We start from the raw sequence: 21,877 nt of genomic DNA on the forward strand, positions 1-21,877 counted from the left end.
AGCAAATAATTCGGATCGAACGCGAGCCTGCGGTGTTTTGTCTGACATGACGAAAATGTCAGAGCGGAATTCATCCTGGGTGGCTTGCGAGGCCGAACCGAATGCGGTCCAAGTCGCAGCATTGGGTCACAGCATTGGATGGAGGGCAAACCAATGAACTTTCCTTATCTCACCCGCTTTGAACCGGTTCTCCTGAGCCTGTTCCGCTTCATCACCGGCCTGTTGCTGTTCCAGTACGGTATCGCCAAGCTGTTCAAGTTTCCGGTGCTCCCGTACTTCGCGAACATCCCGCCGATCATCTACGCGGCCGGTACGCTCGAGCTTGTGCTCGGAGCGCTCCTGATGCTCGGCCTGTTTACCCGCCTCTCGGCTTTCATTCTCTCGGGTGAAATGGCCTTCGCCTACTTCATGGGCCACATGTTCAAGGGCGAAGCGCCGGTGTTCCTGCCGCTGCTCAACGGCGGCACCGCCGCGATCCTGTTCTGCTTCGCCTGTCTCTACCTCTCGGCAGCCGGCGGCGGCACGGTCAGCGTCGATGCGGCGATGGGCAAGGAAAGCGAATCGACCGGCGGCGCCTACGCGCGGCGCTGACCCGCGCAATTGGCGTGCAAGTAACGGATGGCGCCGGCAGCTTCGCCGGTGTCATCTACCGCGAGCCCAGCACGTTCCAGATCAGGACGAGGGCCGCCACGAGCAGCACGGACATGATGATGCGGTGAACGAATCGATTCATCGCCGTCCCGGCCAGACTCGGTCACAACCAAAATCCAGCATCAATCCTCTCCGCGATCTGACGCGCCATGCGCAGGCGAAGCGCGTTGCGCCTGCACATTTGCGCATGCGGCCGCGTGCGCGGCAGCGCGTCGCACGCGTCCGTTCATGATTGGTAAGAACTTCATGCTACCGACGCGTGCAATAACAACCATTCCATAGGGGCCGCGATGCAGCTGCTGAGTCATCGCAAGATCCGCACCAAGCTCGCCAGCATGGTCTGCCTCGCGGCGCTTACGGTCACGGCCATCATTGGGGTATCGGCCGTGCTCAGCAAGAGCCGCATGATGGAGGACCGCGTCCAGCAGATGCGGACCGCGGTGGAGCTCCTCTATAACTACGCGCAATCGCTCCAGGACGAGGTGACGGCCGGCAAGCTCACGCAAGCCGAGGCCAAAAGCTCGTTCCACCAGCGCGGCCGACGCATGAGCTTCAATGGCGGCCAGGGCTACCCGGTGGTCTATAATCAGGACACCTCCCTGGTCGTGAATGGCGCCAATCAGCAGCTCGAAGGCAAGATCACCGGCGCCAAGGATTCCAACGGCTTGCTGATCGCCGACGCCATCATCAAGGCCGGCAGCGAGACCGCGCAGGGCGGCGTGACCTCGTATCTCTATCCCCGCCCCGGCCAGACCGAGCCGGTCCGCAAGACCGTGTTCGCGCGCAAATTCGCGCCCTGGAACGTGACGATCAGCTACGGACTCTATGTCGACGACATCGACGCCGACGTGCGCGCGCTGACGCTGGAGCTGGCCGCCGTCGGCATCGGCCTGATGCTGCTGATGGCGACGCTGTCCTGGCTGATCGCCCGTGCTCGGCGCGCTCGACCGCCAGAAGAACCGCATGCAGGAGATTTCCGAAGGTGCCATCGACAAGGTGGTCGAGGAGACCGGCCGCGGCGACGAGATCGGCCGCATGGCCGAGACGCTCGAAGTGCTGCGGCAAACCGCGCTGACGGCACGCACCCTGGAAGCTGAGCAGGTCGCCACCAAGGCCCGCAGCGAGCAGGAGAAGCGCGATGCCTTGATCGCGCTTGCCGACCGCTTCGATGCCTCCGTCGGCCAGCTCGTCGGCCTGATGGCTTCGGGCTCCGGCGAACTCGAGGCCACCGCCAAGTCGATGTCGTCCACCGCCGAAGGCACCAACCGCCGCGCTGCCGTGGTCGGCTCGGCCGCCACCGAGGCCAGCCAGCGCGTCCAGACGGTTGCGGCTGCCGCCGAAGAGCTCTCCTCCTCGATCACCGAGATCAGCCGTCAGGTCGCGCAGTCTGCCGAGGTCACCGGACGCGCGGTGGACAGTGCCCGCCGCACCGACACCATCGTGCGCGCGCTGTCCGATGGTGCCCAGCAGATCGAGCATGTCGCCGAGCTGATCTCCAGCATCGCGGCACAGACCAATCTGCTCGCGCTCAACGCCACCATCGAGGCCGCACGCGCGGGCGAAGCCGGTCGCGGCTTCGCCGTCGTCGCATCCGAGGTGAAGTCGCTCGCGAGCCAGACCGCGGAAGCCACCCGCGAGATCGGCGACAAGATCGCCCAGATCCAGGGCGCGACCAAGGAAGCGGTGGAGGCGATCGGCGGCATCACCGCCACCATCGAGGAGGTCAGCCGCATCGCCACCTCGATAGGCGCTGCCATCGAGGAGCAAGGCGCCGCCACCGCCGAGATAGCCCGTAGCGTCTCGCAGACCGCGGAGGCGACCAAGGAGGTCACCACCAATATCGGCGGCGTCAGCACGGCTGCGAACGGGACCGGCAATGCCGCCGGCATGGTGCTCGCGGCGGCCTCGAGCCTCTCCAAGCAGGCCGAACAGCTCTCCGGCGAAGTCGGCACGTTCCTGGCCGGCGTGCGCGCGGCGTAGGCGACGGGGCGTAGTCCAGAGCAGGCGATCGATTGAGCCGCGGGTTTCTTAAACCTCTCCCGCTTGCGGGAGAGGTCGGCGCGAAGCGCCGGGTGAGGGCTTCTCCTCATTGGGAATCTCGCTGCGGAGACACCCTCTCCCCAGCCCTCTCCCGCAAGCGGGAGAGGGAGCGCACCTTATGTCGTGTGGCTGTAATCGAACCGCTTCTATCGCCGCGCGAGGCTGCAGCCGCTCGACAGCTGGCGCGTCGATCCGGTCGAGCCGTCGTTCGACTGCGACGGGAATTCGTCGAACGGCGAGTTCTGCTTGCCGGTGTTGAATTCGAAGATCTTGCGGAACAGGCCCGGTGCCATCGCCGAGATCGGATTGACGCGCATCACGGGCGCGGCCGGCGTGCCGACAACCTCGTAGGTCACGCCGATCAGCCCCTCGTTGTTGCCGCCGCCGAGGAAGATGCCGAACAGCGGGATCTGGCCGAAGATGTTGTTGACGCCATACATCGGCACGAAGGTGCCGCTCATGCAGACCTGGTTGCCGGGATAGTCGATCGAGCCCTCGATAGTGGCGCCGATCATCGGTCCCTTGACCACGCCGTCGCGGATCGTGAGCGCGCCGTTCTGCCGTGTGAACTCGGCGCGGAGCGCGCTGAAGGAGACGCCGTTGCCGGTGCCGTTGGGCGCGCCGGCAGCGACGCGTTCGAGCTGCGCCTCGCCCTTCACCGTGAAGTCGCGCACGTTGATGAGACCCTCGCGCGACGTGTTCGGCTCGGACGTCGGCGGCTCCATCGCCACCACCATCTGGCCGCCAACCGCCTTGGTGTAGGTGTCGGTGAAGCGCAGCAGCGCGCCGGCGTCGTTGGTCTGGAGGTAGATCACCTCGCGATTGCCTTGCGCGCGGCCGCCGCGCAGGTCGGCCGCAACAGGCGTATCGCGACCGATCTTGCCGCTCAGCGTAAATGCTTTGATGGCGCCATTGCGTTTCGACATCTTCGCGTCGACGCTGCGCATCGCCTCGCCGTTGAAGCCCGCGACGGCGCCGAGCTTCACGTCGATGTCGAAATCGACGTTCTTCATCTTGTTCTTGCCGTCGTCCTTGGAATTGCCTGAGATCGCCGACTTCAGAAAGCCGCGGCCGTCAAAGACGTCGCCGCGCATGGTGCCGCGTAGCACGCCGTCCTGACCGCGCTCGGCCTTCAATGAGGTCTTGTCGCCGTCAGTCGGCGAATAGGTTGGGAAATTCACGTTCATGAGGTCGCCGTTCGCATCGACCTCGAGCGAGCCCTTGATCGAGGCGCCGCCGCCTTCGATGACGATATCTTCCAGGCGCGTCGATTGCGCCGTCGGCACCACCTTGAAGCTGGCTTTCCCCGACTTGCCCGGCAGCTTGACCCAGCCGGGCAGGATGTTGTCGAGTTTGACCGAGGTCAGGTCAGCCTCGACGCCGAGCTTCGTGGTCTGGTCCGCGCCGCTCGCGATCTTGCCCGACAGCTTGATCGGCAACGATCCGCTGACGGCGGGGCTCAGATCGAATCCGAGACGCGCGCGGCTGGCATCGTCTAGCGTCGCCTGCAATCTGACGTCCGCATCGCCTTCAGTCGGCTTGCGATAATCGATCGAGGCAGCTTGTCCGTTGATCTTGACGTCGCCCTTGACCTGATAGCCCTGGTTGCTCGCGACGATCTTGAGGTTGTTGGCCTCAAGCTTCTGGTTCATCACCAGCTTGTCGGCGGCAAAGCCGTTGAGATCGGCGGTCACGGCATAGGTGGTGTCGGCCTTGGTCAGCTCGCCCTTGACCGGCATGCCGAGCTGGATATTCGCCGAGAACGTCCCCTTGCTGGTGTTGGGATCGACGACGGTCGACGATAGATCGCTCAGGCGATCATTGGCGAGCATTTCGGCCGCAGCGGGAACGGGTCCCTCGACGCGGAACTTCGTGCGCGACGGCGACGGCTTGGGCGCCATGTCCGGCACTTCGAAGGTGAAGTCGGAGATCGTGATCTTGCGGCCGGCGGGGGTATCGGCAATGCCCTGGGCGATATTCACGGTCGCGGTGCGCCCGGTCACCCGCGCCTTCAGATCGGCATCGTGCACAACCGGCATACCGTCCACGGGACGGACTGCGACGCCGCTGGCGACGATGTTGACCGACAGGCCGTCGTCGGGAATCGGCGGGCCCTTGCGCGGCAGGTTCTTCGTCGGCGAATTGATGCCGATCTCGATGCGCTGGAGCGTGCCACGCTCGATCCGCTCGATCACCCATTCACGCAGCTCGGGAACGATCAATGTGGGCCACATCCGCTTCAGCGCGGAGGCCGACATCGGCGTTCCCGCAAAGCCGAGCGTCAGCCGCGGCTCACCGGAATAGTCGATGGCACCGGTGCCGGCGACGCCGATCTCGCCATTGCTGATATCGGCCTGCGTCAGCAAGAGACGCTTGTGGTCGGTGTCGAAACGGAAGCCGATCGCAATCCGGTTGAAGACGAGCGGCGGCTCGTTGTCGATGCCACCCAGCAGGATCGAGCCGCCACTGAAGCCGAGCTGCCAATCATTGGTAGCGCCGTTCGGTGGCTCGAGATGCCCCAGCAGCGTCAGGCGGTTGGCGCCAGAGAGAACCTTGAACGGTGCGACCAGCACCCGCCGGTTCGCGTCCCACTCGACGTTGATCTCGGCCTGATCGATCGCCATCGGATAATCGGGCGTGTCGGTATCGATGATGTTGCCGGCGCCGACCGCGATCTTGCCACGGAAGAAGGTCGGCACGCCGTCGCGGCCGAGCTCGCCTTTCAGCTCGCCCGTCAGCGGCAGGTCAGCGGTATAGGTGAGATCCTTGACCCGCAGCGCCAACAGGATGTTGGAGGTCGAGACCTTGTCGGCGCGGATATCGACCGAGCGCACGCCGTTCTCGACCGGCCCGATCGTGGCGCGCAGCATCCACGGACGCGCGCCCTCCTCGCCGAGGCTAAGCGTAACGCCGCCACGGCTCGGCCGGCGCAGGCTCAGCGTGATGTTCTCGAACGACCATTTGCTACCACGCTGCTGGTCGTCGACGATCAGATTGCCGTTCTTCAGACCGATCTCGTTGAGGTTCTGACCGTCGAGGCCGGTCATGCTCAGACTGTCGAGCCAGTCGAGGCCCTGCAGAATTCCGCTCTGTGCGGTCGCCTGAGGCGCGGCCTGGGACGCGTCCGGGCTCGCAGGCTGAGTGGCGAATGGCGGCGGTGGGACGCCATTGCGCGGGAATGTCGGCGGCAGGCCCGCCTCTTTCTTGGAGGCCACGCCGGTAGCCAGCGGCTTTGCGGTGTCGCCGGCCGAGACCGTGACGGTGCCGTCAGGCGCGATGCGGATCGCAAGCTCGGCATCGACGAGATTGAGGCTTTCGGCGCGCAGATGCCCCATCAGGAGACCCGCACCCGATAGCTTCACCTCGGCCTTCGGCGCACTGGCGACAATGGCGTGATCGCGGTCGCGGACGATGATGTCACGGATGCGGACGGCGATACGGACCCGCCCCGCCCGCTCGATCTGCGTGCCGCCCACCTCCACGGTGTTGCCGTGGCCGATATTGTCCTCGATGGCGGCTGCCAGCCATGGCGTTGCAATGTCGAGATTGATGGGACCCGCGCCGAGCCGCCACCACAGCGCGCCGAAACAGCCGACGAAAATGACGATGAGGGCACTGACGACAATGGCAAAGCGCATCAGCCATCGACCGCCGCCCAGCCAGCGGTGCAACGACCTGAATCCGTCACCGAAACGATGGAAGCCCGAATTGGAGCGCGACAGCAGCCGGCGCGCGCGATGGCCCGCCGCCTCCTCCTGATCCGGATCCCAATCGGCGTCGTCCCATTCCTGCGGCTGTGGTTGACCGCCGCGCCGATCGAAGTCCCGGTTGTAGTCCTGGGGCGACTTATTCCTTGCCATTGCCTCTCGATACAGGCGCCCATCATAGGATTGAGCGCCGCCGGGACCGCAGCCGTCGATGGGGAGCGAAGACCCCCGCGCCGGCACTGCCGCCATACCTCGAATATTCCTGCTGTTCGTCATTTCGCCCCGGGAGCGCGTTCAACGAGCAGTGGGGTGGTGCGTGGAATTCCTTGTAACCATACTCCGGCGTCGTCAGACTTGCCCAGCCGAGGGCGCGATTCCGGCACACCGGACGAGAGCTGCAATACCGCTTTGGTTGACCTGCCGAAAGCGACGAAAGGAAGGCGTATGTCCAAGAAATCCCAAAAGAAATCGTCCAAAACGCCCTCCGGCAGTCCGACGGCTAAAAAGAAGCCCGTGAAAACGCGGGCAACGACTCAAACAAGGTCCGCGAAAACACAGCGGACGCCGGCGAGCAAATCAACCAAGACAGTAGCAAAAGCAGGATCACATAAGGCCCCATCGAAACAGTTGAATTCCTCCAAATCGCTCGGGGCGGCGAAGGCCGCCTTGACCGAGGGTCAGAAGGCTCCCGCCTTCCGCCTGCCCCGCGACGGCGGCGACGTGGTCACGCTTACGGACTACGCCGGCCAAAAGCTCGTGCTGTTCTTCTATCCCCGGGCCGACACGCCCGGCTGTACCAGGGAGGCCATCGATTTCACCCGGCTGGCGGACGCCTTTACGGCTGCCGGCACCGCCGTGCTCGGTATCTCCGCCGATCCGTTAAAGGCCCAGGAGAAGTTCCGCGACAAGCACAAGCTCGCCATGCCCCTCATCTCGGATGAGACGCACGAGATGCTGGAGGCCTATGGCGCCTGGGGCGAAAAGTCCATGTATGGCAAGCGCTTCCTTGGAATTCTTCGCACCACGGTACTGGTCGGGGGCGATGGCAGAGTGGCCAGGATTTGGCGCAATGTCCGGGTCGACGGCCATGCCGATGAGGTGCTGGCAGCGGCAAGAAGTCTTTAACCAGTCCTTTAAATTCGAATGTTCCCGTTTCCGGAAAATTAACCATGACCGGCCCAGATTGCTGCGGCAATTAGGCCGTTACGGACTCATCCGACCGGCGCGGGAGTGCCGATGTCGAAAAGTTCTGCCCACTACTCGCAGTACCCCCAACATCATCCTCACGACCACGGAAGGGCCTTCCATCGCCGTCCTACCGCCGCCGCAACGGCGGTCGCGATTCCCCTTCCCACCACCGACGACGCCTACACCATCGTCCATGCCGGCAAGCAGGTCCGCTTCGGACCCGTGGTGTTCTGGATCGTGGTCGGCACGGTGGTGCTGCTCGGGCTGTGGTCGGCCGCGACCGCCACCTATTTCGCCTTTCGCGACGACGTCCTGACCCGGCTGATCGCCCGCCAGGCCGAGATGCAGTACGCCTATGAGGACCGTATCGCCGAGCTGCGGGCCAAGGTCGACCGCACCACCAGCCGGCAGCTGCTCGACCAGGAGCAGTTCGACCAGAAGCTCGACCAGATCATGAAGCGCCAGACGGCGCTGGAGTCCCGGGCTACGGCGCTCGGCGCCATGCCCGACGTGACCGGATCGATCCCGCGCTCGACACCGCAGCGTGGTGACGCCGGCCAGAACGCAACGCAGGGCACGCCCAAGCCGTCGCCGATCAGCGACACCGTGATCTTCGTGGCCCCGCCGGATCGCGAAGCGCGGCTCGAATCGCGTGCGCCGACCGTCGCGACGCCGCCGACCAGCCAATTCGCCAAGAACCAAGGCTTCGACAACGTCCTGGTCCGGCTCACGACCTCGCTTGATCAGGTCGAGCGGCGCCAGATGGCGGCGCTCAATGCCGTCGAGGAAGGCATGGATTCACGCATGCGCCGGATGCGCGGCGTCGTCAGCGATCTCGGCCTCAACCTCGCCAGTCTCGAAGCCGCCGTACCGCGAACCGCGATGGGCGGGCCTTTCGTACCCGTCAAATTGACGCCGAACGCCGGGCCGTTCGAGAAGCAGCTCTACCGCCTCAACACCACGCGCACCGAGTTGGACCGCCTCAATCGCACGCTGGCGCTGGTGCCCTATCGCAAGCCCGTCATCGGCGAGGTCGAATTCACCTCCGGCTTCGGCGTGCGCAGCGATCCGTTCCTCGGCCGGCCCGCGATGCATACCGGGCTCGACTTCCGCGCCGCCACCGGCGATCCCGTTCGCGTCACCGCCAACGGCAAGGTGGTTTCCGCCGGCTGGTCCGGCGGCTACGGCCGCATGGTCGAGGTCGACCACGGCAACGGGCTTTCGACCCGCTATGGCCATCTCTCCGAGATCAACGTCAGGGTCGGCGAGGTCGTGAAGATCGGCCAGGTGGTCGGTCTCGTCGGCTCGACCGGCCGTTCCACTGGTCCGCATTTGCACTATGAGACCCGCATCGAGGGCGAAGCAGTCGATCCGCAGAAATTTTTGCGTGCGGGCGTGCGGCTCAGCGCGGGCTAAGCCTCGATCTTCAGCCGCGACTACTGGCCGCGCTCGTTGCCGAGATCAACGTCAGGGTCGGCGAGGTCGTGAAGATCGGCCAGGTGGTCGGTCTCGTCGGCTCGACCGGCCGTTCCACTGGTCCGCATTTGCACTATGAGACCCGCATCGAGGGCGAAGCAGTCGATCCGCAGAAATTTTTGCGTGCGGGCGTGCGGCTCAGCGCGGGCTAAGCCTCGATCTTCAGCCGCGACTACTGGCCGCGCTCGTTGCCGACCTCGCCGGTGATGACGTCGCCGAACAGCTCCCAGGCCTGCCCGTTGAACCGCATCAGTTGCATCTGCTCGATCGGGAAATAGTCGTCGGGCGAGGTGTTGACCATGATGCCCGGCAGCATCAGGTCGGTGTGGAAGTTCTTCAGGTTGGCGGCCTGCTTCATGACGTTCTCGCGGGTGAGATTGTCGCCGCACTGCTTCAGGACCTGGGCCATCGCCTCGGCCTGAACATAGCCATAGACGTTGTTGGAGTTGGTCTTGTCGCCGTCAGGATAATACTTGTCCATGAACGCGCGCCAGCTAATCACGGCCGGGTCCTTATCCCAGGTCGGATCGGTTGGATCCTTCAAGTAGATCGTCGAGATGATGTCCTTGGAATAGTCGAGCCCGGCGGGCTTGAGCACCGAAGCGACCGAGGTCGCGGTGTTGGCCAGGAAGAACTTTGGTTTCCAGCCGAGCTCACCCACTTTCCGGATCGCCTGCGCCGAGCCTTTCGGCGCGGCCCAGGAGAAGAAGATGTCGGCGCCGGAATCATGCAGCGCCACGATCTGCGAGTCGATCGAGGGGTCGCTGACCTCATAGGATTTATCGGCGATGATCATGCTCGCCTTGTCGCCGAGCCCGTCCTTCAGGCCCTTGAACTGGTCTTTGCCGGCGTCGTCGTTCTGCCAGAACACCGCGATCTTGCCATTCGGAAAGTTGTCGCGGATGTACTTTGCGTAGATCCGACCCTCGCTCTGGTAGTTCGGCTGGAAACCCATGGTCCACGGGAAATTCTTGGGATCGCCGAACTTGGTGCCGCCCGAGGCGACGAAGAGCTGCGGCACCTTCTTCGCGTTCATGTACTTCATGATCGCGGAGTTCGAGGGCGTGCCGAGCGGCTGGAAGATCAGGAGGACCTCGTCGCTCTCGACCAGCTTGCGCGCCTGCTCGATCGCCTTCGGCGGCGAATAGGCATCGTCATAGCTGATGAAGTTGATCTTGCGGCCGTTGATGCCGCCCTGGTCGTTGATCATCCGGAAGAAGGCCGCTTCGGTTTTGCCGATCACGCCATAGGACGACGCCGGCCCGCTATAGGGCATGATGTTGCCGATTTTGATTTCGGTGTCGGAAGCGCCGGGGTCGTATCTCTTCTGCGCCAGGGCCGGTGCCGCGGCGAGCGCTCCGGCAACAAGCATGGCGAGGGCGGCGAGATTCTTGCGACGACCCGGCATTGGTCTCTCCCCTATGTTTTGTAGTCTTGTTTTGCTGGAAGTGTCGCAAGCGGGCTTGCCGCTGGCAAGCGTCGCGATTTTCCGCGAGGTGAAACGATGGATCGGGAACTTACGCGACGCGACACAGCAAACCGAGCACGCGCCCGTCGATCACGAGCAACGCGCTGCCGATGACGATTGCGCCCGCGATCTCGCGCATCGAGATCGGCTCGCCCAGCACCAGCCATCCCAGAAGAATGGCGGTGACGGGAATGAGCAGCGTCACCATCATGACATTGCTCGCGCCCGAGCGCCGCAGGATCTGAAAGAAGACGATGTAGGCGAGCGCCGTCGACAGGCCGGCAAGGCCAAGCACCGCAAGCCAGGTTGTGAGGCTCGGCATCGGAACGCGCCACGGCTGTTCCACCACACCGGCGACGGCCGCCATCATCACTGTCGACGCCATCAGTTGAAACGTCGCCGTGCCCAGCGGAGCTGCGTCCTTCAACAATCGCCGCGCCGCCAGCGCCGCAAAGGCATAGCTCAATGCGCCGCCGAGGCAGAGCAGGATGCCGAGCCCCTGCCCCGGCCTTGTCTCGAAACCCCATCCGCGCAGGATGATCACGCCGGCAAGGCCCAGCGCCACCCCGGCCATGCGACGCATCTGCAAGGTCTCGTCGCCTGCCGCCGCCATCACCACCACAGTGAACAGCGGCGTGGTCGCATTCAGGATCGAGGCCAGCCCGCTCGGAATGAAGGTCTGGCCGATCACGATGAGCGAGAACGGAATGACGTTGTTGAGCAGCCCGATCGCGACGAACGGCCTCCAGCCTGTGGCGCCCTTGGGAAGACCGATGCCCTGCGCGCGCAGCAGCGGAAGCAGGATAGCAGCGCCAAGCGCAACGCGCAGGAATACCAGCGTCAGCGGCGGCAATTCCCGTAAGCCTGCGCCATTGAAGAAGAACGAGCCACCCCAGAGCACCGACAGCACGGCGAGGAGCGACCAATCGCGCGCATCGATCCGGTTATCGTTGGGTGGCATGGCGTCTCACCTCGGCGGCCGAGCCATCGCCTAGAACGCTGCGGTGGACAGTGCCACCCGATTTCCGATGAAGCACCGGCTTACAAAACCGGTGCTCGGAATGAATGGAGCGGCCAAGGCGGCCCCATGTTGATACACCCGCCTACGAGAATTTCTTCGGCCGCGATACCAGCTCGATCATCCGGCCTTCATCATCGTCGGGCATCACGGCCTTCGCCTGCGCATAGGCCTCGACAGCGGCGCGTGCGACCAGCGGCTTATCAGCCAGCAGACTCTCGGCGAGCTCCACCGCATAGGCGGCATCCTTGTGCCGCAGCGCCGCCGTGAAGGTCGCGACGCCGAAGTCGCGAGCGACCATGCGCTTGGAGTGGCGCTGCACCTGTGGGCTTGCGGCGACGCCCGCCTGGATCGACTCCAGCACGAGGTTCATGTCGAGCCCGGCCTGCTCGGCGATCGCAAGCCCCTCGGCAAGGCCGGCGATCTGGATCGCGCCCAAGAGATTGTTGATGAGCTTGTAGACCGTGCCGGTGCCGACCGCGCCGAAATGGCGGATGGTTGAGCCGATTGGGTCGAGATAAGGCCGCGCGCGCTCGAGATCGGCCGCATTGGCACCAACCAGCAGCGTCAGCTTTCCGCTAGCGGCCGCATCGGGCAATCCGGTCACGGGGCAGTCGATGTAAATGAGCCCGCGCGCGTTCAGCTCGCGGCCCATCTCGCGGGCATGGTCATAGGAGACGGTCGAGCATTCGATGCCGATGGTGCCGGCCTTCGCGGTCTTGGCCGCGCCCTTGGGCCCGAGCCAGACCGCACGCGAGGCCTCGTCATCGGCGACCATGGTCACGACCGCATCGGCATCGATCGCGGCGTCCTCAGGCGAGGTCGCCCATTGCGCGCCGCGGGCGATCAGGTCTTCCGCTTTGGCCTTGCTGCGATTCCACAGCGTCACCGTGAAACCGGCATCGAGATAGCGGCCGGCCATGCCGTGCCCCATCCGCCCAAGCCCGATGAAGGCGACGCGGGCCATGATCAATCCACGTCCTCGATGTCGCCGCTGGTGGTGCCGAAGGCGCGCTGCGCCAGCGTCGCGGCCATGAAGTCGTCGAGCTCGCCATTGAGCACGCCGGATGTGTCCGAGGTCTGCACCCCCGTGCGCAAATCCTTCACCATCTGGTAGGGCTGCAGCACGTACGAGCGGATCTGGTGGCCCCAGCCGATATCGGTCTTGGCAGCCTGGTCGGCGGCCGCCTTCTCCTCGCGCTTCTTCAGTTCGATCTCGTAAAGGCGAGCACGCAGCATGTCCCAGGCCTGCGCGCGGTTCTTGTGTTGGGAGCGGCCGGCCTGACAGACCACCGCGACACCAGTCGGAATATGCGTCAGGCGCACCGCGGATTCGGTCTTGTTGACGTGCTGACCGCCGGCACCGCCCGAACGCATGGTGTCGGTGCGGACGTCGGACTCCTTGATGTCGATCTTGATGCTGTCGTCGATGACGGGGAATACCTGCACGCTCGAGAACGAGGTGTGCCGCCGCGCGTTGGAGTCGAACGGCGAGATGCGCACCAGGCGATGCACACCCGCTTCGGTCTTCAGCCAGCCATAGGCGTTGTGGCCGGAAACCTGGATGGTCGCCGACTTGATGCCGGCCTCTTCACCCTCGGATTCTTCCAGAAATTCGACCTTGAAGCCGTGGGTTTCGGCCCAGCGCGTGTACATGCGCAAGAGCATCTGCGCCCAGTCCTGGCTTTCGGTGCCGCCAGCGCCGGCATGGACTTCGAGATAGGAATCGAAGCGGTCGGCCTCGCCCGACAGCAGCGCCTCGAGTTCACGCCGCGCCACCTCCTTCTTGAGGTTCTTCAGCGCGGCTTCGGCCTCGGCAACGACACCGTCATCGCCCTCGGCCTCGCCGAGCTCGATCATGCCGATATCGTCTTCGAGCTCCTGCTCGACCTTGCCGATGCCCGACAGCGCATCCTCGAGCGAGGTGCGCTCCTGCATCAGTTTCTGGGCTTTCTGGGGATCGTTCCAGAGATCGGGATCTTCTGCGAGCTTGTTCAGCTCAGCGAGGCGCGCCGTCGATTTCTCGACGTCAAAGATGCCTCCTCAGCAGCCCGACTGACTGCTTGATCTCTTCTACCAACCGCTCGATTTCGGCACGCATGTCGTTCTCTGATGTCGCGGAATTGTTCCGGGTTCGATTGCAACGGGATGTAACGGCGGCGGCGCCAAAGCGCAACCGCCCGCTCCCTCAAACGTCAGCGTTATCCGCTAAAGCATGATCCGGAAAAGTGCGCAGCGGCTTTCCGAAAAGATCATGCTCGAACAACAACCTAAAGCGCGATGACGATCCTAATCTCGTCGCGCTTTAGTACAGCCCGCCGGTGCCCGGCCGCATGAAGAAGCCGGAATCCGGCTGCTGCTGCTGCGACGCCGGCATGCGCCCGTCGGCATCGGCCACGCCGATGACCGAATAATTATCCGGCGGCGCCGTGCCCGGCTTGAAGGCTTCGAGGATGGTTCCGCCGGTCTCGCCGGGACCTGCGCGCATGCCGGTCTTGGAGACAACGCGCACGAGCTTGATGCCGGCCGGCACCTTGAACGGAACGGCGGGCTTGTCGGCGAGCGCAAGCTTGAGGAAATCGCGCGCGATGGGAGCTGCCAGATGGCCGCCGGTCGCGGCATTGCCTTTGCCGAGCGGGCGCGGCTTGTCGTAGCCCATATAGATGGCGACGGCGACGTCGGGCGAGAAGCCGACGAACCAGGCGTCCTTGGCCTCGTTGGTGGTGCCGGTCTTACCGGCGATCGGCTTGCCGACTTCCTTGACCACGGTCGCGGTACCGGCCTGCACCACGCCTTCCATCAGCTCGGTGATCTGATAGGCGGTCATGGAATCCAGCACCTGCTCACGGCGGTCGATCAGCTGCGGCTCGGCCTGATTCTTCCAGCCGCCCGGCGCGTCGCAGCCGCGGCATTCGCGCTGGTCGTGCTTGAAGATGGTGCGGCCGTAGCGGTCCTGGATGCGGTCGATCAAGGTCGGCTTCACCCGGCGGCCGCCATTGGCGAGCATCGAGTAAGCCGTGACCATGCGCATCGCCGTCGTTTCGCCAGCGCCGAGCGCGTAGGACAGATAGTTCGGCAGCTCGTCATAGACGCCGAAGCGGCGGGCATATTCGCCGATCAAGGGCATGCCGATGTCCTGCGCGAGGCGCACCGTCACGGTGTTCAGCGACTGCCGCAGCGCGTTGCGCAGCGTCACCGGTCCCTGGAACTTGCCCGAGGAGAAGTTTTCAGGCCGCCACACGCCGGCGCCCTGGCCCTGATCGATTTCGATCGGCGCGTCGAGTACCACGGTCGACGGCGTATAGCCGTTGTCGAGCGCGGCCGAATAGACGATCGGCTTGAACGACGAACCCGGCTGCCGATAGGCCTGCGTGGCGCGATTGAACTGGCTCTGGTCGAACGAGAAGCCGCCGACCATCGCGAGCACGCGGCCGGTCCAGGGATCCATCACCACCATCGCGCCCGACACTTCGGGGATCTGACGCAGCCGGTACTGGCCCTCGACGGGCTGACCGTCCTTGTAGAGCGGATCGGCATAAATGACGTCGCCGGGCTGGAGCACCTGCGACACCGCCGTCGGCGTCTTGCCCCTTGTGCCGCCCTGCGTGGCCCGCGCCCAGCGCACGCCGTCGACCGTGACGATGCCTGTCTCGCGCTGCTTGCTGATGGCACCGCCCAGCTCGCGGCTCGGCTGGAAGCCGATGCGCGCCGACTGGTCGCTGGTTTCCAGCACCACCGCCATGCGCCATGGCGAGATGTCGGAGAGCGATTTGATCTCGGCGAGCTTCACGCCCCAGTCGCCCGAAATATCGAGCTTGCTCATGGCACCGCGATAGCCCTGCTGCTCGTCATAGTTCACGAGGCCGGCAACCATGGTCTTGCGCGCCATGACCTGGATCTTCGGATCGAGCGTGGTGCGGACAGAGAGGCCGCCCTCATACAGCTTCTTCTCGCCATAGCGCTCGAAGATGTCGCGGCGGACTTCCTCGGCGAAATATTCGCCGGCGAAAGTGTGGGCCCCGTTGGAGCGGCTGGTGACGGCGAGCGGCTCCTTGCGCGCCTTCTCGGCGTCGGCCTGCTTGATCCAGCCGTTCTCCTGGAGACGGTCGATCACATAGTTGCGGCGCTCGATGGCGCGGTCGCGGTTGCGCACCGGATGCAGGGTCGCCGGCATCTTCGGCAGCGCGGCCAGATAAGCGGCTTCCGCAACGGTGAGCTCGTTCACTGACTTATCGAAATAGACCAGCGACGCCGCCGCGATGCCGTAGGCGCCGAGGCCGAGATAGATTTCGTTCAGATACAGCTCGAGGATCTTGTCCTTCGAGTAGGTCTTCTCGATGCGCATCGCCAGCAAGGCTTCTTTGATCTTGCGCGCGAAGGAGACCTCGTTGGTCAGAAGGAAGTTCTTGGCGACCTGCTGGGTGATGGTGGAGGCGCCTTGCGGACGCCGATTCGAGCCGTAGTTCTGGATGTAAAGCAGACCGGCGCGCGCCATGCCGGTGTAGTCGATGCCGCCATGCTCGTAGAAATTCTTGTCCTCGGCCGCCAGGAACGCGTTGATCACGAGCTTGGGCACGGCCTGGATCGGCAGATACAGCCGCCGCTCCTTGGCGTATTCGCCGAGCAGCGAACCGTCGACCGCGTGCACGCGGGTCATCACCGGCGGCTCGTAATCCTGAAGCTGAGAGTAGTCCGGCAAGTCCTTGGAGAAATGCCAGATCAGGCCTGCCACGGCCCCGACACCGACAAGGAACACCACTGTTCCCGCGGCGAACAGGAAGCCCATGAACCGCACCAGCAAGCGCATTATGTGTTTATCCGTTCAAACTCTGGATCAGCCCAGTATCAGCCCCTTGGCACCCCAAACAGGGGCCAACCCTTACGTCACGAATTCACCGGCTTACGCAATCACATCAGTGCCGGATTTTAGACGCCTGCCGAGCGGGATTCTCTCTCCGATTCCGGAACCCCCTGCGGCATTTTTATAAAGCGCCCGCTGTGGCCAAACTAGGGCTTTTGCGGCGGGACGGAAAAACCCTTTCAGTTCGAAGACCCCCGGTCGTCAATTTGACGATCCCCACGTCGTCAATTTGACGATCCCCGGGTCGTCAATTTGACGATCCCGCCGTGGCCATCCGCTTGGCCAAAAACCCGTCGATCGCCTGCGCCATGGACCCCACGGCGCGGGAGCGCCAGCCCTCGGAGACCAGGTGCTCGAGGTCGCCCTTGTTCGAGACATAGCCGATCTCGACCAGCACCGAGGGCACGTCGGGCGCCTTCAGGACCCGGAAGCCGGCCGACTTCAGGGGATGCTTGTGCATCCGCACCGTTGACTTCATTTCCCCCATCAGCAGACGGGCAAAACGATTTGAAAAGGTGCGGGTTTCCCGCTGCGTGAGGTCGATCAATATGTCGGCGACGTCGGTCGGCTCCTCCGCGAGGTTGAAGCCAGCAATCGCGTCCGCCCGGTTCTCGGCGTCCGCCAGCCGCTGGGCCTCGGCGTCGGAGGCCTTATCGGAGAGCGTGTAGATGGTCGCGCCCTGCGCATCGCCCTCGGCACGTGGCAGCGCATCGGCATGAATCGAGACGAACAAAGCGGCCTTGAGGTTGCGGGCGATCTTGGTCCGGTCATTGAGGGGAATGAAGGTATCGTCGTCCCGCGTCATGACCACGCGGTATTTGCCGGCCTTTTCCAGTCTATCGCGTAGCGCCAGCCCAAAGGCCAGGACGAGGTTCTTCTCGCTCTCGCCGCTCGACTGCGTACCGTTATCGATACCGCCATGGCCGGGATCAATCACGACCACCGGACGGCCATCGGCCTTCTGCTGCGCGGTATCCGGGGTCGCCGTAGTGGGAAACGTGGCAGGCGGCGCCTCGGCGATCGCGGGCCTCAGCTCGGGACGGTTTTCGGGGGCGAGCGAGGGCACAAAGGCGGCGCGGTCGACCTCTTCCAGCTCGAGCACGAGACGGGCCGGCTGGCCATTGGCGGCGTCGACCACGTAGGAATTGGCGATCTTCGCCGGCCCGGTCAGGTCGAACACGATTCGCGAGCCGCCGGGCATGACGAGCCCGTAGCGGAAGGCCTTGACCAGCCCCCGCCCCCCGCTGCCGGTACCGGCGGGCAGCTGAAAATTGACTTGCGGCACATCCACCACCACGCGGTAGGGGTCGGCGAGCGTGACGGCACGAAAGGTAACGGTCTGGTCGATGTCGAGGATGAAGCGGGTCTGCTTGCCGTCGCCAGCCAGACGGGCTGCCGAAGCGGTGGGAAAATTCGCGACCGCAACAGAGGGTTGTGGCTGGCTTTCCGCTGCGCTCAGGCGCGAGGAATCGGCATATGGCAATGCTGCGGCGCACAGCAGCGCGCATCCCAGCAAAACCCTTTGATTTGTGCGGCTCGCCACCGAATTCCGTGCCTCCGAGCAGCCTCTTTAACGCAATAGAACCACAGGGTTAAACGATCCTTAATGACGGATGTGCGAAACTCGCTGACTGTGACCGCCGTGCGACGCTCCCTTGCACGGATGGCTCATTCCTCGTATGTACGGACTGCTGACGGCCGATATTCCCGGTTGTGTCGCATCAGCCTCCCGGTGCAGCGCCGGAACTCTCAAGGTTTGGGAATTCCAGCGTTTTCCGTTCCCCCTCTAAGACCAGCGCGGTGCGCGGCAACGAGATGGAGCGGGTCAAGCTCCGGCGGCGGACGGTCCTGGGTTACCACTCACGTTACCCGGGCGGTTCTGACAGCGACGTAACCCATTAAGCCGGTCTCTTGATCCCAAGGGACCGGTTCGTGATCCCCCAAGGCGAGCGCGCTCGCGCCATGCCTGGCCAGCAGCAACTGATTGAGGGGCGGCCTCGCCGCCCAATGTTTCATACGGGCCGACGCTTGATGCGCCAGACTGTGCCGACGAATTCTAAAGGACCATTCGCGACGCTGCGGATTGAAAATTCCGCGCGCCACATTGGTCCTGAAGCTTCCGGTTCGGCAAGGCGCGAGAGACGGCGTTTCGGCCTTCCCCTCACCCCCGAATCAGGTGGACCGTCGCGTCACCCGGCGGCGCGATACGCGCCCACGGTGAATCGCGCCCGCCGCCGCCAAGAGTTAAGACATGCCCAACAAGATGTTGATCGATGCCACCCACCCGGAAGAGACCCGGGTCGTCGTGGTCCGCGGCAATCGCGTCGAAGAGTTTGACTTCGAGACCGCACAACGCAAGCAACTGCGCGGGAATATCTACCTCGCCAAGGTCACCAGGGTCGAACCCTCGCTCCAAGCCGCTTTCGTCGAATATGGCGGCAACCGCCACGGCTTCCTCGCATTCAGCGAAATCCATCCCGATTACTACCAGATCCCGGTCGCCGACCGGCAGGCGCTGATCGAGGCCGAGGAACAGGCTCATCGCGAGGCCGAGGAAGAGAGCGAGAACCGCTCCCACGGCCGCCGCCGCTCGCGCCACCGCAACGCCCGTCGCCGCGGCCACGGCGAACGCGTCCGCAGCGACATCGTCGAAGGCCTCGAGGCCGGCGCCGACCCCGCGGCCCAGCCGGTCGAGGGCGAGGCCCTGCCGGCGCAGACTGAAGGCGCTTCGCACGAAGGCGAGCACCTGCACGCCGATGCCGAGCATCATGGCGAGTACGACGGCCACGATCATCACGAAGACGATCATGGCGATCATCAGCCCCATGATGACGATCACCAACACGCCCACGCTGATGACGACCAGGGTGATCACGGCGAGCACGATCATCACGACCATGATCAAGCCGACGAGACGCCCGCGCCTGTCGCGGCCGTCGGCGCCGAGCCCGTGGTTGCGGCCGAGACCGTTGCCGAGCCGCAGGAGGCCGTTGCCCCCGAAGCCCACGCCGAGGCTTTCGCCGAAGCGGTAGCTGTCGCCGCTGAACCAGCCGATGCCGTTTACGCCGCCGACGCGGCGCATGCCAAGGCCGCGGAAGTGACGGCTGACGAAGAGGACGAGGACGAGGACGGCGAGGAAGCCGAAGAGGAACTCGTCGAATCCGTCGGCGGCGACGACGTGCTGGAGGAAGTGCCGGAGCGCACCTTCCGCCCGCGCCGCCAGTACAAGATCCAGGAGGTCATCAAGCGCCGCCAGGTGATGCTGGTGCAGGTCGTCAAGGAAGAGCGCGGCAACAAAGGCGCTGCGCTGACGACCTATCTGTCGCTCGCCGGCCGCTATGCCGTCTTGATGCCCAACACTGCGCGCGGCGGCGGCATCAGCCGCAAGATTACCAGCGCCCAGGACCGGTCGCGCCTGAAGGAAGTGGTGCAGGATCTCGACGTGCCCGAGGGCATGGGCATCATCCTGCGCACCGCCGGCGCTGCCCGCACCAAGCCCGAGATCAAGCGCGACTTCGAATATCTGATCCGGATGTGGGAGACGGTGCGCGACCTGACGCTGAAGTCGCAGGCCCCGACCCTCGTCTACGAGGAAGGCTCGTTGATCAAGCGCTCGCTGCGCGACCTCTACAACAAGGAGATCGACGAGATCCAGGTGGCCGGCGAATCCGGCTACCGCGAAGCGCGCGACTTCATGAAGATGCTGATGCCCGCCAATGTCAGCGCGGTGAAGCAGTATCGCGACGGCCAGCCGCTATTCTCGCGGATGGGTGTCGAGAGCCAGCTGGATGCGATGTTCTCGCCGACCGTACAGCTTCGCTCCGGCGGCTATATCGTCATCAACCAGACCGAAGCGCTGGTCTCGATCGACGTCAACTCGGGACGATCGACCCGCGAGCACCATATCGAGGACACCGCGCTCAAGACCAATCTGGAGGCTGCCGAAGAGGTCGCCCGTCAGCTCCGCCTGCGCGACCTCGCCGGCCTGATCGTCATCGACTTCATCGACATGGACGAGAAGCGCAACAACCGTGCGGTCGAGCGCAAGCTGTCTGATTGCCTCAGGCAGGATCGCGCGCGCATCCAGGTCGGACGCATCTCGCATTTCGGCCTGCTGGAAATGTCGCGCCAGCGCATTCGCGCCAGCGTGCTGGAGAGTTCGACCGATCCCTGCCCGCATTGCGGCGGCACCGGTCATGTCCGCTCGGTCTCCTCGGTGGCGCTCCAGTTGCTGCGCGGCCTCGAAGAGATCCTGATGAAGGGCGCGACCCACAATCTCGTGGTTCGCACCCGCACCGACGTCGCGCTCTACGTGCTGAACCACAAGCGCGGTCATCTGCGTGATCTCGAGAACGGCTTCAAGGTCACGCTGTCGGTCATCGCCGATCAGTCCGTCAGCGGACCTCAGGCTTACGTTATCGACCGCGGCGAGCAGGTGCATACGCTGGAAGCTGCCAAGGCGCTGCTTGCGGCGCAGGCGGCTGCGAGCCCGCCGCCCCTGGTCGAAGACGCCTATGAGGACGAGGAGTTCGATGCGGAGCTGGAATCCGAGATCGAGTCCGAGGAGACCGAAGGGCTCGCCGAGGAGCAGGCCGCCGGTGAGGCAGCCCCCGAGCAGGACGGCCAGCGCCGCAAGCGCCGCCGCCGCCGCCGCGGCCGTGGCGGCCAGCGCGACGGCGAGTTGCGCGAGGATAACGCACCCACGCTTCCTGAGGCCGCTATGGCCGCCGGCGAAGCCGAAGAGGATTCAGAGTCCGAGCAGGATGGCGAGGAAGGCGAGGAACAGGCCGCCCGCGGCGAGCAGCAGGGCGGCGGTGAGCGCCGACGTCGGCGTGGTCGCCGCGGTGGACGCCGTCGGCGCGGTGGCGCCGAGGAAGGTCTTGCCGGCTCCATCGGCGACGAGCTCGCTGCCAATGCGCCGCCGGAGGCGACCGACGCAGTCGCCGATTTCGACAGCTTTGGCAACGAGGCCGCGCCCTCGATTGCACAGGGCGAACACATCGCCGAACCACAGGCGGCGCAGCCTGAACCGCGCGCCGACGTGCAGAGTGAGGCGCCGCCCCGGCCGGAGCCGGCTCCCGTCACGGCGACCGCAGCGCCGGTCGAAGAGCCCGTCGACGACAAGGCCGCGCGACGCCGCTCCACCGTCCGGGAAAAGGTGAGCTTCCTGCTGCACAGCCAGCCCGAACCCGCGACACCGGTTGCGCAGCCGACCGAACCGGTTGCTGCGCCCGCGCCAGCAGCTGAGCCCGCACCGCAAGCCGCAAACGAACCTCCGGCCGCCCCGCGCCGTGCCGGCTGGTGGTCGCGCCGCTTCGGTGGCGGCGAATAAAGCCGAATATCGAATGCAAAACGCCCGGCACAGCCGGGCGTTTTTGTTTGGGCGCTCTCTTGCTCGCACGACGGCGTAGTTCGTCGTCACCAAGCGAAGCGGCGTGATCTGGCGGAGCTGGAGAGAATCTCCAAAA

The 21,877-nt window shown here is 64.7% G+C and carries 11 protein-coding genes and 2 pseudogenes; 6 read left to right on the plus strand and 7 right to left on the minus strand.

All coding sequences use genetic code 11. The features are described 5' to 3' along the window. The first annotated feature begins 153 nt into the window (after nt 1–153). Both XH85_RS26140 and XH85_RS26145 read left to right on the plus strand, forming a co-directional pair. A complete protein-coding gene (locus XH85_RS26140; protein WP_164940400.1) occupies nt 154–591 on the plus strand; it encodes a DoxX family protein in 438 nt (145 codons plus the stop codon). A gap of 350 nt (nt 592–941) precedes the next feature. Continuing rightward, nucleotides 942–2,631 (plus strand): annotated as a pseudogene (locus XH85_RS26145) (methyl-accepting chemotaxis protein). Between the two features lie 206 nt (nt 2,632–2,837). Here XH85_RS26145 and XH85_RS26150 read toward each other — a convergent pair. Next, the gene (locus tag XH85_RS26150) at nt 2,838–6,647 is read right to left on the minus strand and encodes a DUF3971 domain-containing protein (RefSeq protein WP_164940850.1); all 3,810 of its coding nucleotides are present in this window, start codon (nt 6,645–6,647) and stop codon (nt 2,838–2,840) included. 195 nt (nt 6,648–6,842) lie between these two features. Here XH85_RS26150 and XH85_RS26155 point away from each other — a divergent pair, with 195 nt between their 5' ends. The 3 genes and pseudogenes from XH85_RS26155 to XH85_RS26165 form a co-directional block, all read left to right on the plus strand. After that, nucleotides 6,843–7,523, plus strand: a complete 681-nt coding sequence (locus XH85_RS26155) for a peroxiredoxin family protein (protein ID WP_128934103.1) — start codon at nt 6,843–6,845, stop codon at nt 7,521–7,523. Nucleotides 7,524–7,634: 111 nt separating this feature from the next. Beyond that, a complete protein-coding gene (locus XH85_RS26160) occupies nt 7,635–9,002 on the plus strand; it encodes a M23 family metallopeptidase (protein WP_208758057.1) in 1,368 nt (455 codons plus the stop codon). A gap of 35 nt (nt 9,003–9,037) precedes the next feature. Then, a pseudogene (locus tag XH85_RS26165) lies at nt 9,038–9,214 on the plus strand (M23 family metallopeptidase); the annotation flags it as partial. Nucleotides 9,215–9,234: 20 nt separating this feature from the next. Here XH85_RS26165 and XH85_RS26170 read toward each other — a convergent pair. The 6 genes from XH85_RS26170 to XH85_RS26195 all read right to left on the minus strand — a co-directional run bounded on the left by XH85_RS26170 (nt 9,235) and on the right by XH85_RS26195 (nt 17,952). After that, nucleotides 9,235–10,470 carry an ABC transporter substrate-binding protein gene (locus XH85_RS26170; RefSeq protein WP_128934105.1) on the minus strand — a complete coding sequence of 412 codons (1,236 nt, stop codon included), beginning with the start codon at nt 10,468–10,470 and terminating at the stop codon, nt 9,235–9,237. Between the two features lie 109 nt (nt 10,471–10,579). Further along, nucleotides 10,580–11,491, minus strand: a complete 912-nt coding sequence (locus XH85_RS26175) for a DMT family transporter (protein ID WP_128934106.1) — start codon at nt 11,489–11,491, stop codon at nt 10,580–10,582. 142 nt (nt 11,492–11,633) lie between these two features. Beyond that, nucleotides 11,634–12,617, minus strand: a complete 984-nt coding sequence (locus XH85_RS26180) for an NAD(P)-dependent oxidoreductase (RefSeq protein WP_245474272.1) — start codon at nt 12,615–12,617, stop codon at nt 11,634–11,636. Beyond that, nucleotides 12,518–13,649, minus strand: a protein-coding gene (gene prfB / locus XH85_RS26185) for a peptide chain release factor 2 (protein ID WP_128934108.1) whose coding sequence is annotated in 2 segments (ribosomal slippage) — nt 12,518–13,579 and nt 13,581–13,649 — 1,131 coding nt in all. Because the reading frame shifts where the segments join, the coding sequence is not laid out codon by codon here. The genes XH85_RS26180 and prfB overlap by 100 nt, the downstream gene beginning before the upstream one ends. Before the next feature lie 204 nt (nt 13,650–13,853). Then, a complete protein-coding gene (locus tag XH85_RS26190; RefSeq protein WP_091888011.1) occupies nt 13,854–16,355 on the minus strand; it encodes a penicillin-binding protein 1A in 2,502 nt (833 codons plus the stop codon). A 301-nt stretch (nt 16,356–16,656) separates the two neighbouring features. Continuing rightward, complete coding sequence (locus XH85_RS26195; RefSeq protein WP_128934109.1) at nt 16,657–17,952, minus strand: N-acetylmuramoyl-L-alanine amidase; 1,296 nt, start codon at nt 17,950–17,952, stop codon at nt 16,657–16,659. 708 nt (nt 17,953–18,660) lie between these two features. Here XH85_RS26195 and XH85_RS26200 point away from each other — a divergent pair. Then, nucleotides 18,661–21,741: an Rne/Rng family ribonuclease gene (locus tag XH85_RS26200; protein WP_128934110.1), complete on the plus strand. Its 3,081-nt coding sequence runs from the start codon at nt 18,661–18,663 to the stop codon at nt 21,739–21,741. The last annotated feature ends 136 nt before the right edge of the window (nt 21,742–21,877 follow it).

Source organism: Bradyrhizobium zhanjiangense (genome assembly GCF_004114935.1).
Classification (GTDB): Bacteria; Pseudomonadota; Alphaproteobacteria; order Rhizobiales; family Xanthobacteraceae; genus Bradyrhizobium; species Bradyrhizobium zhanjiangense.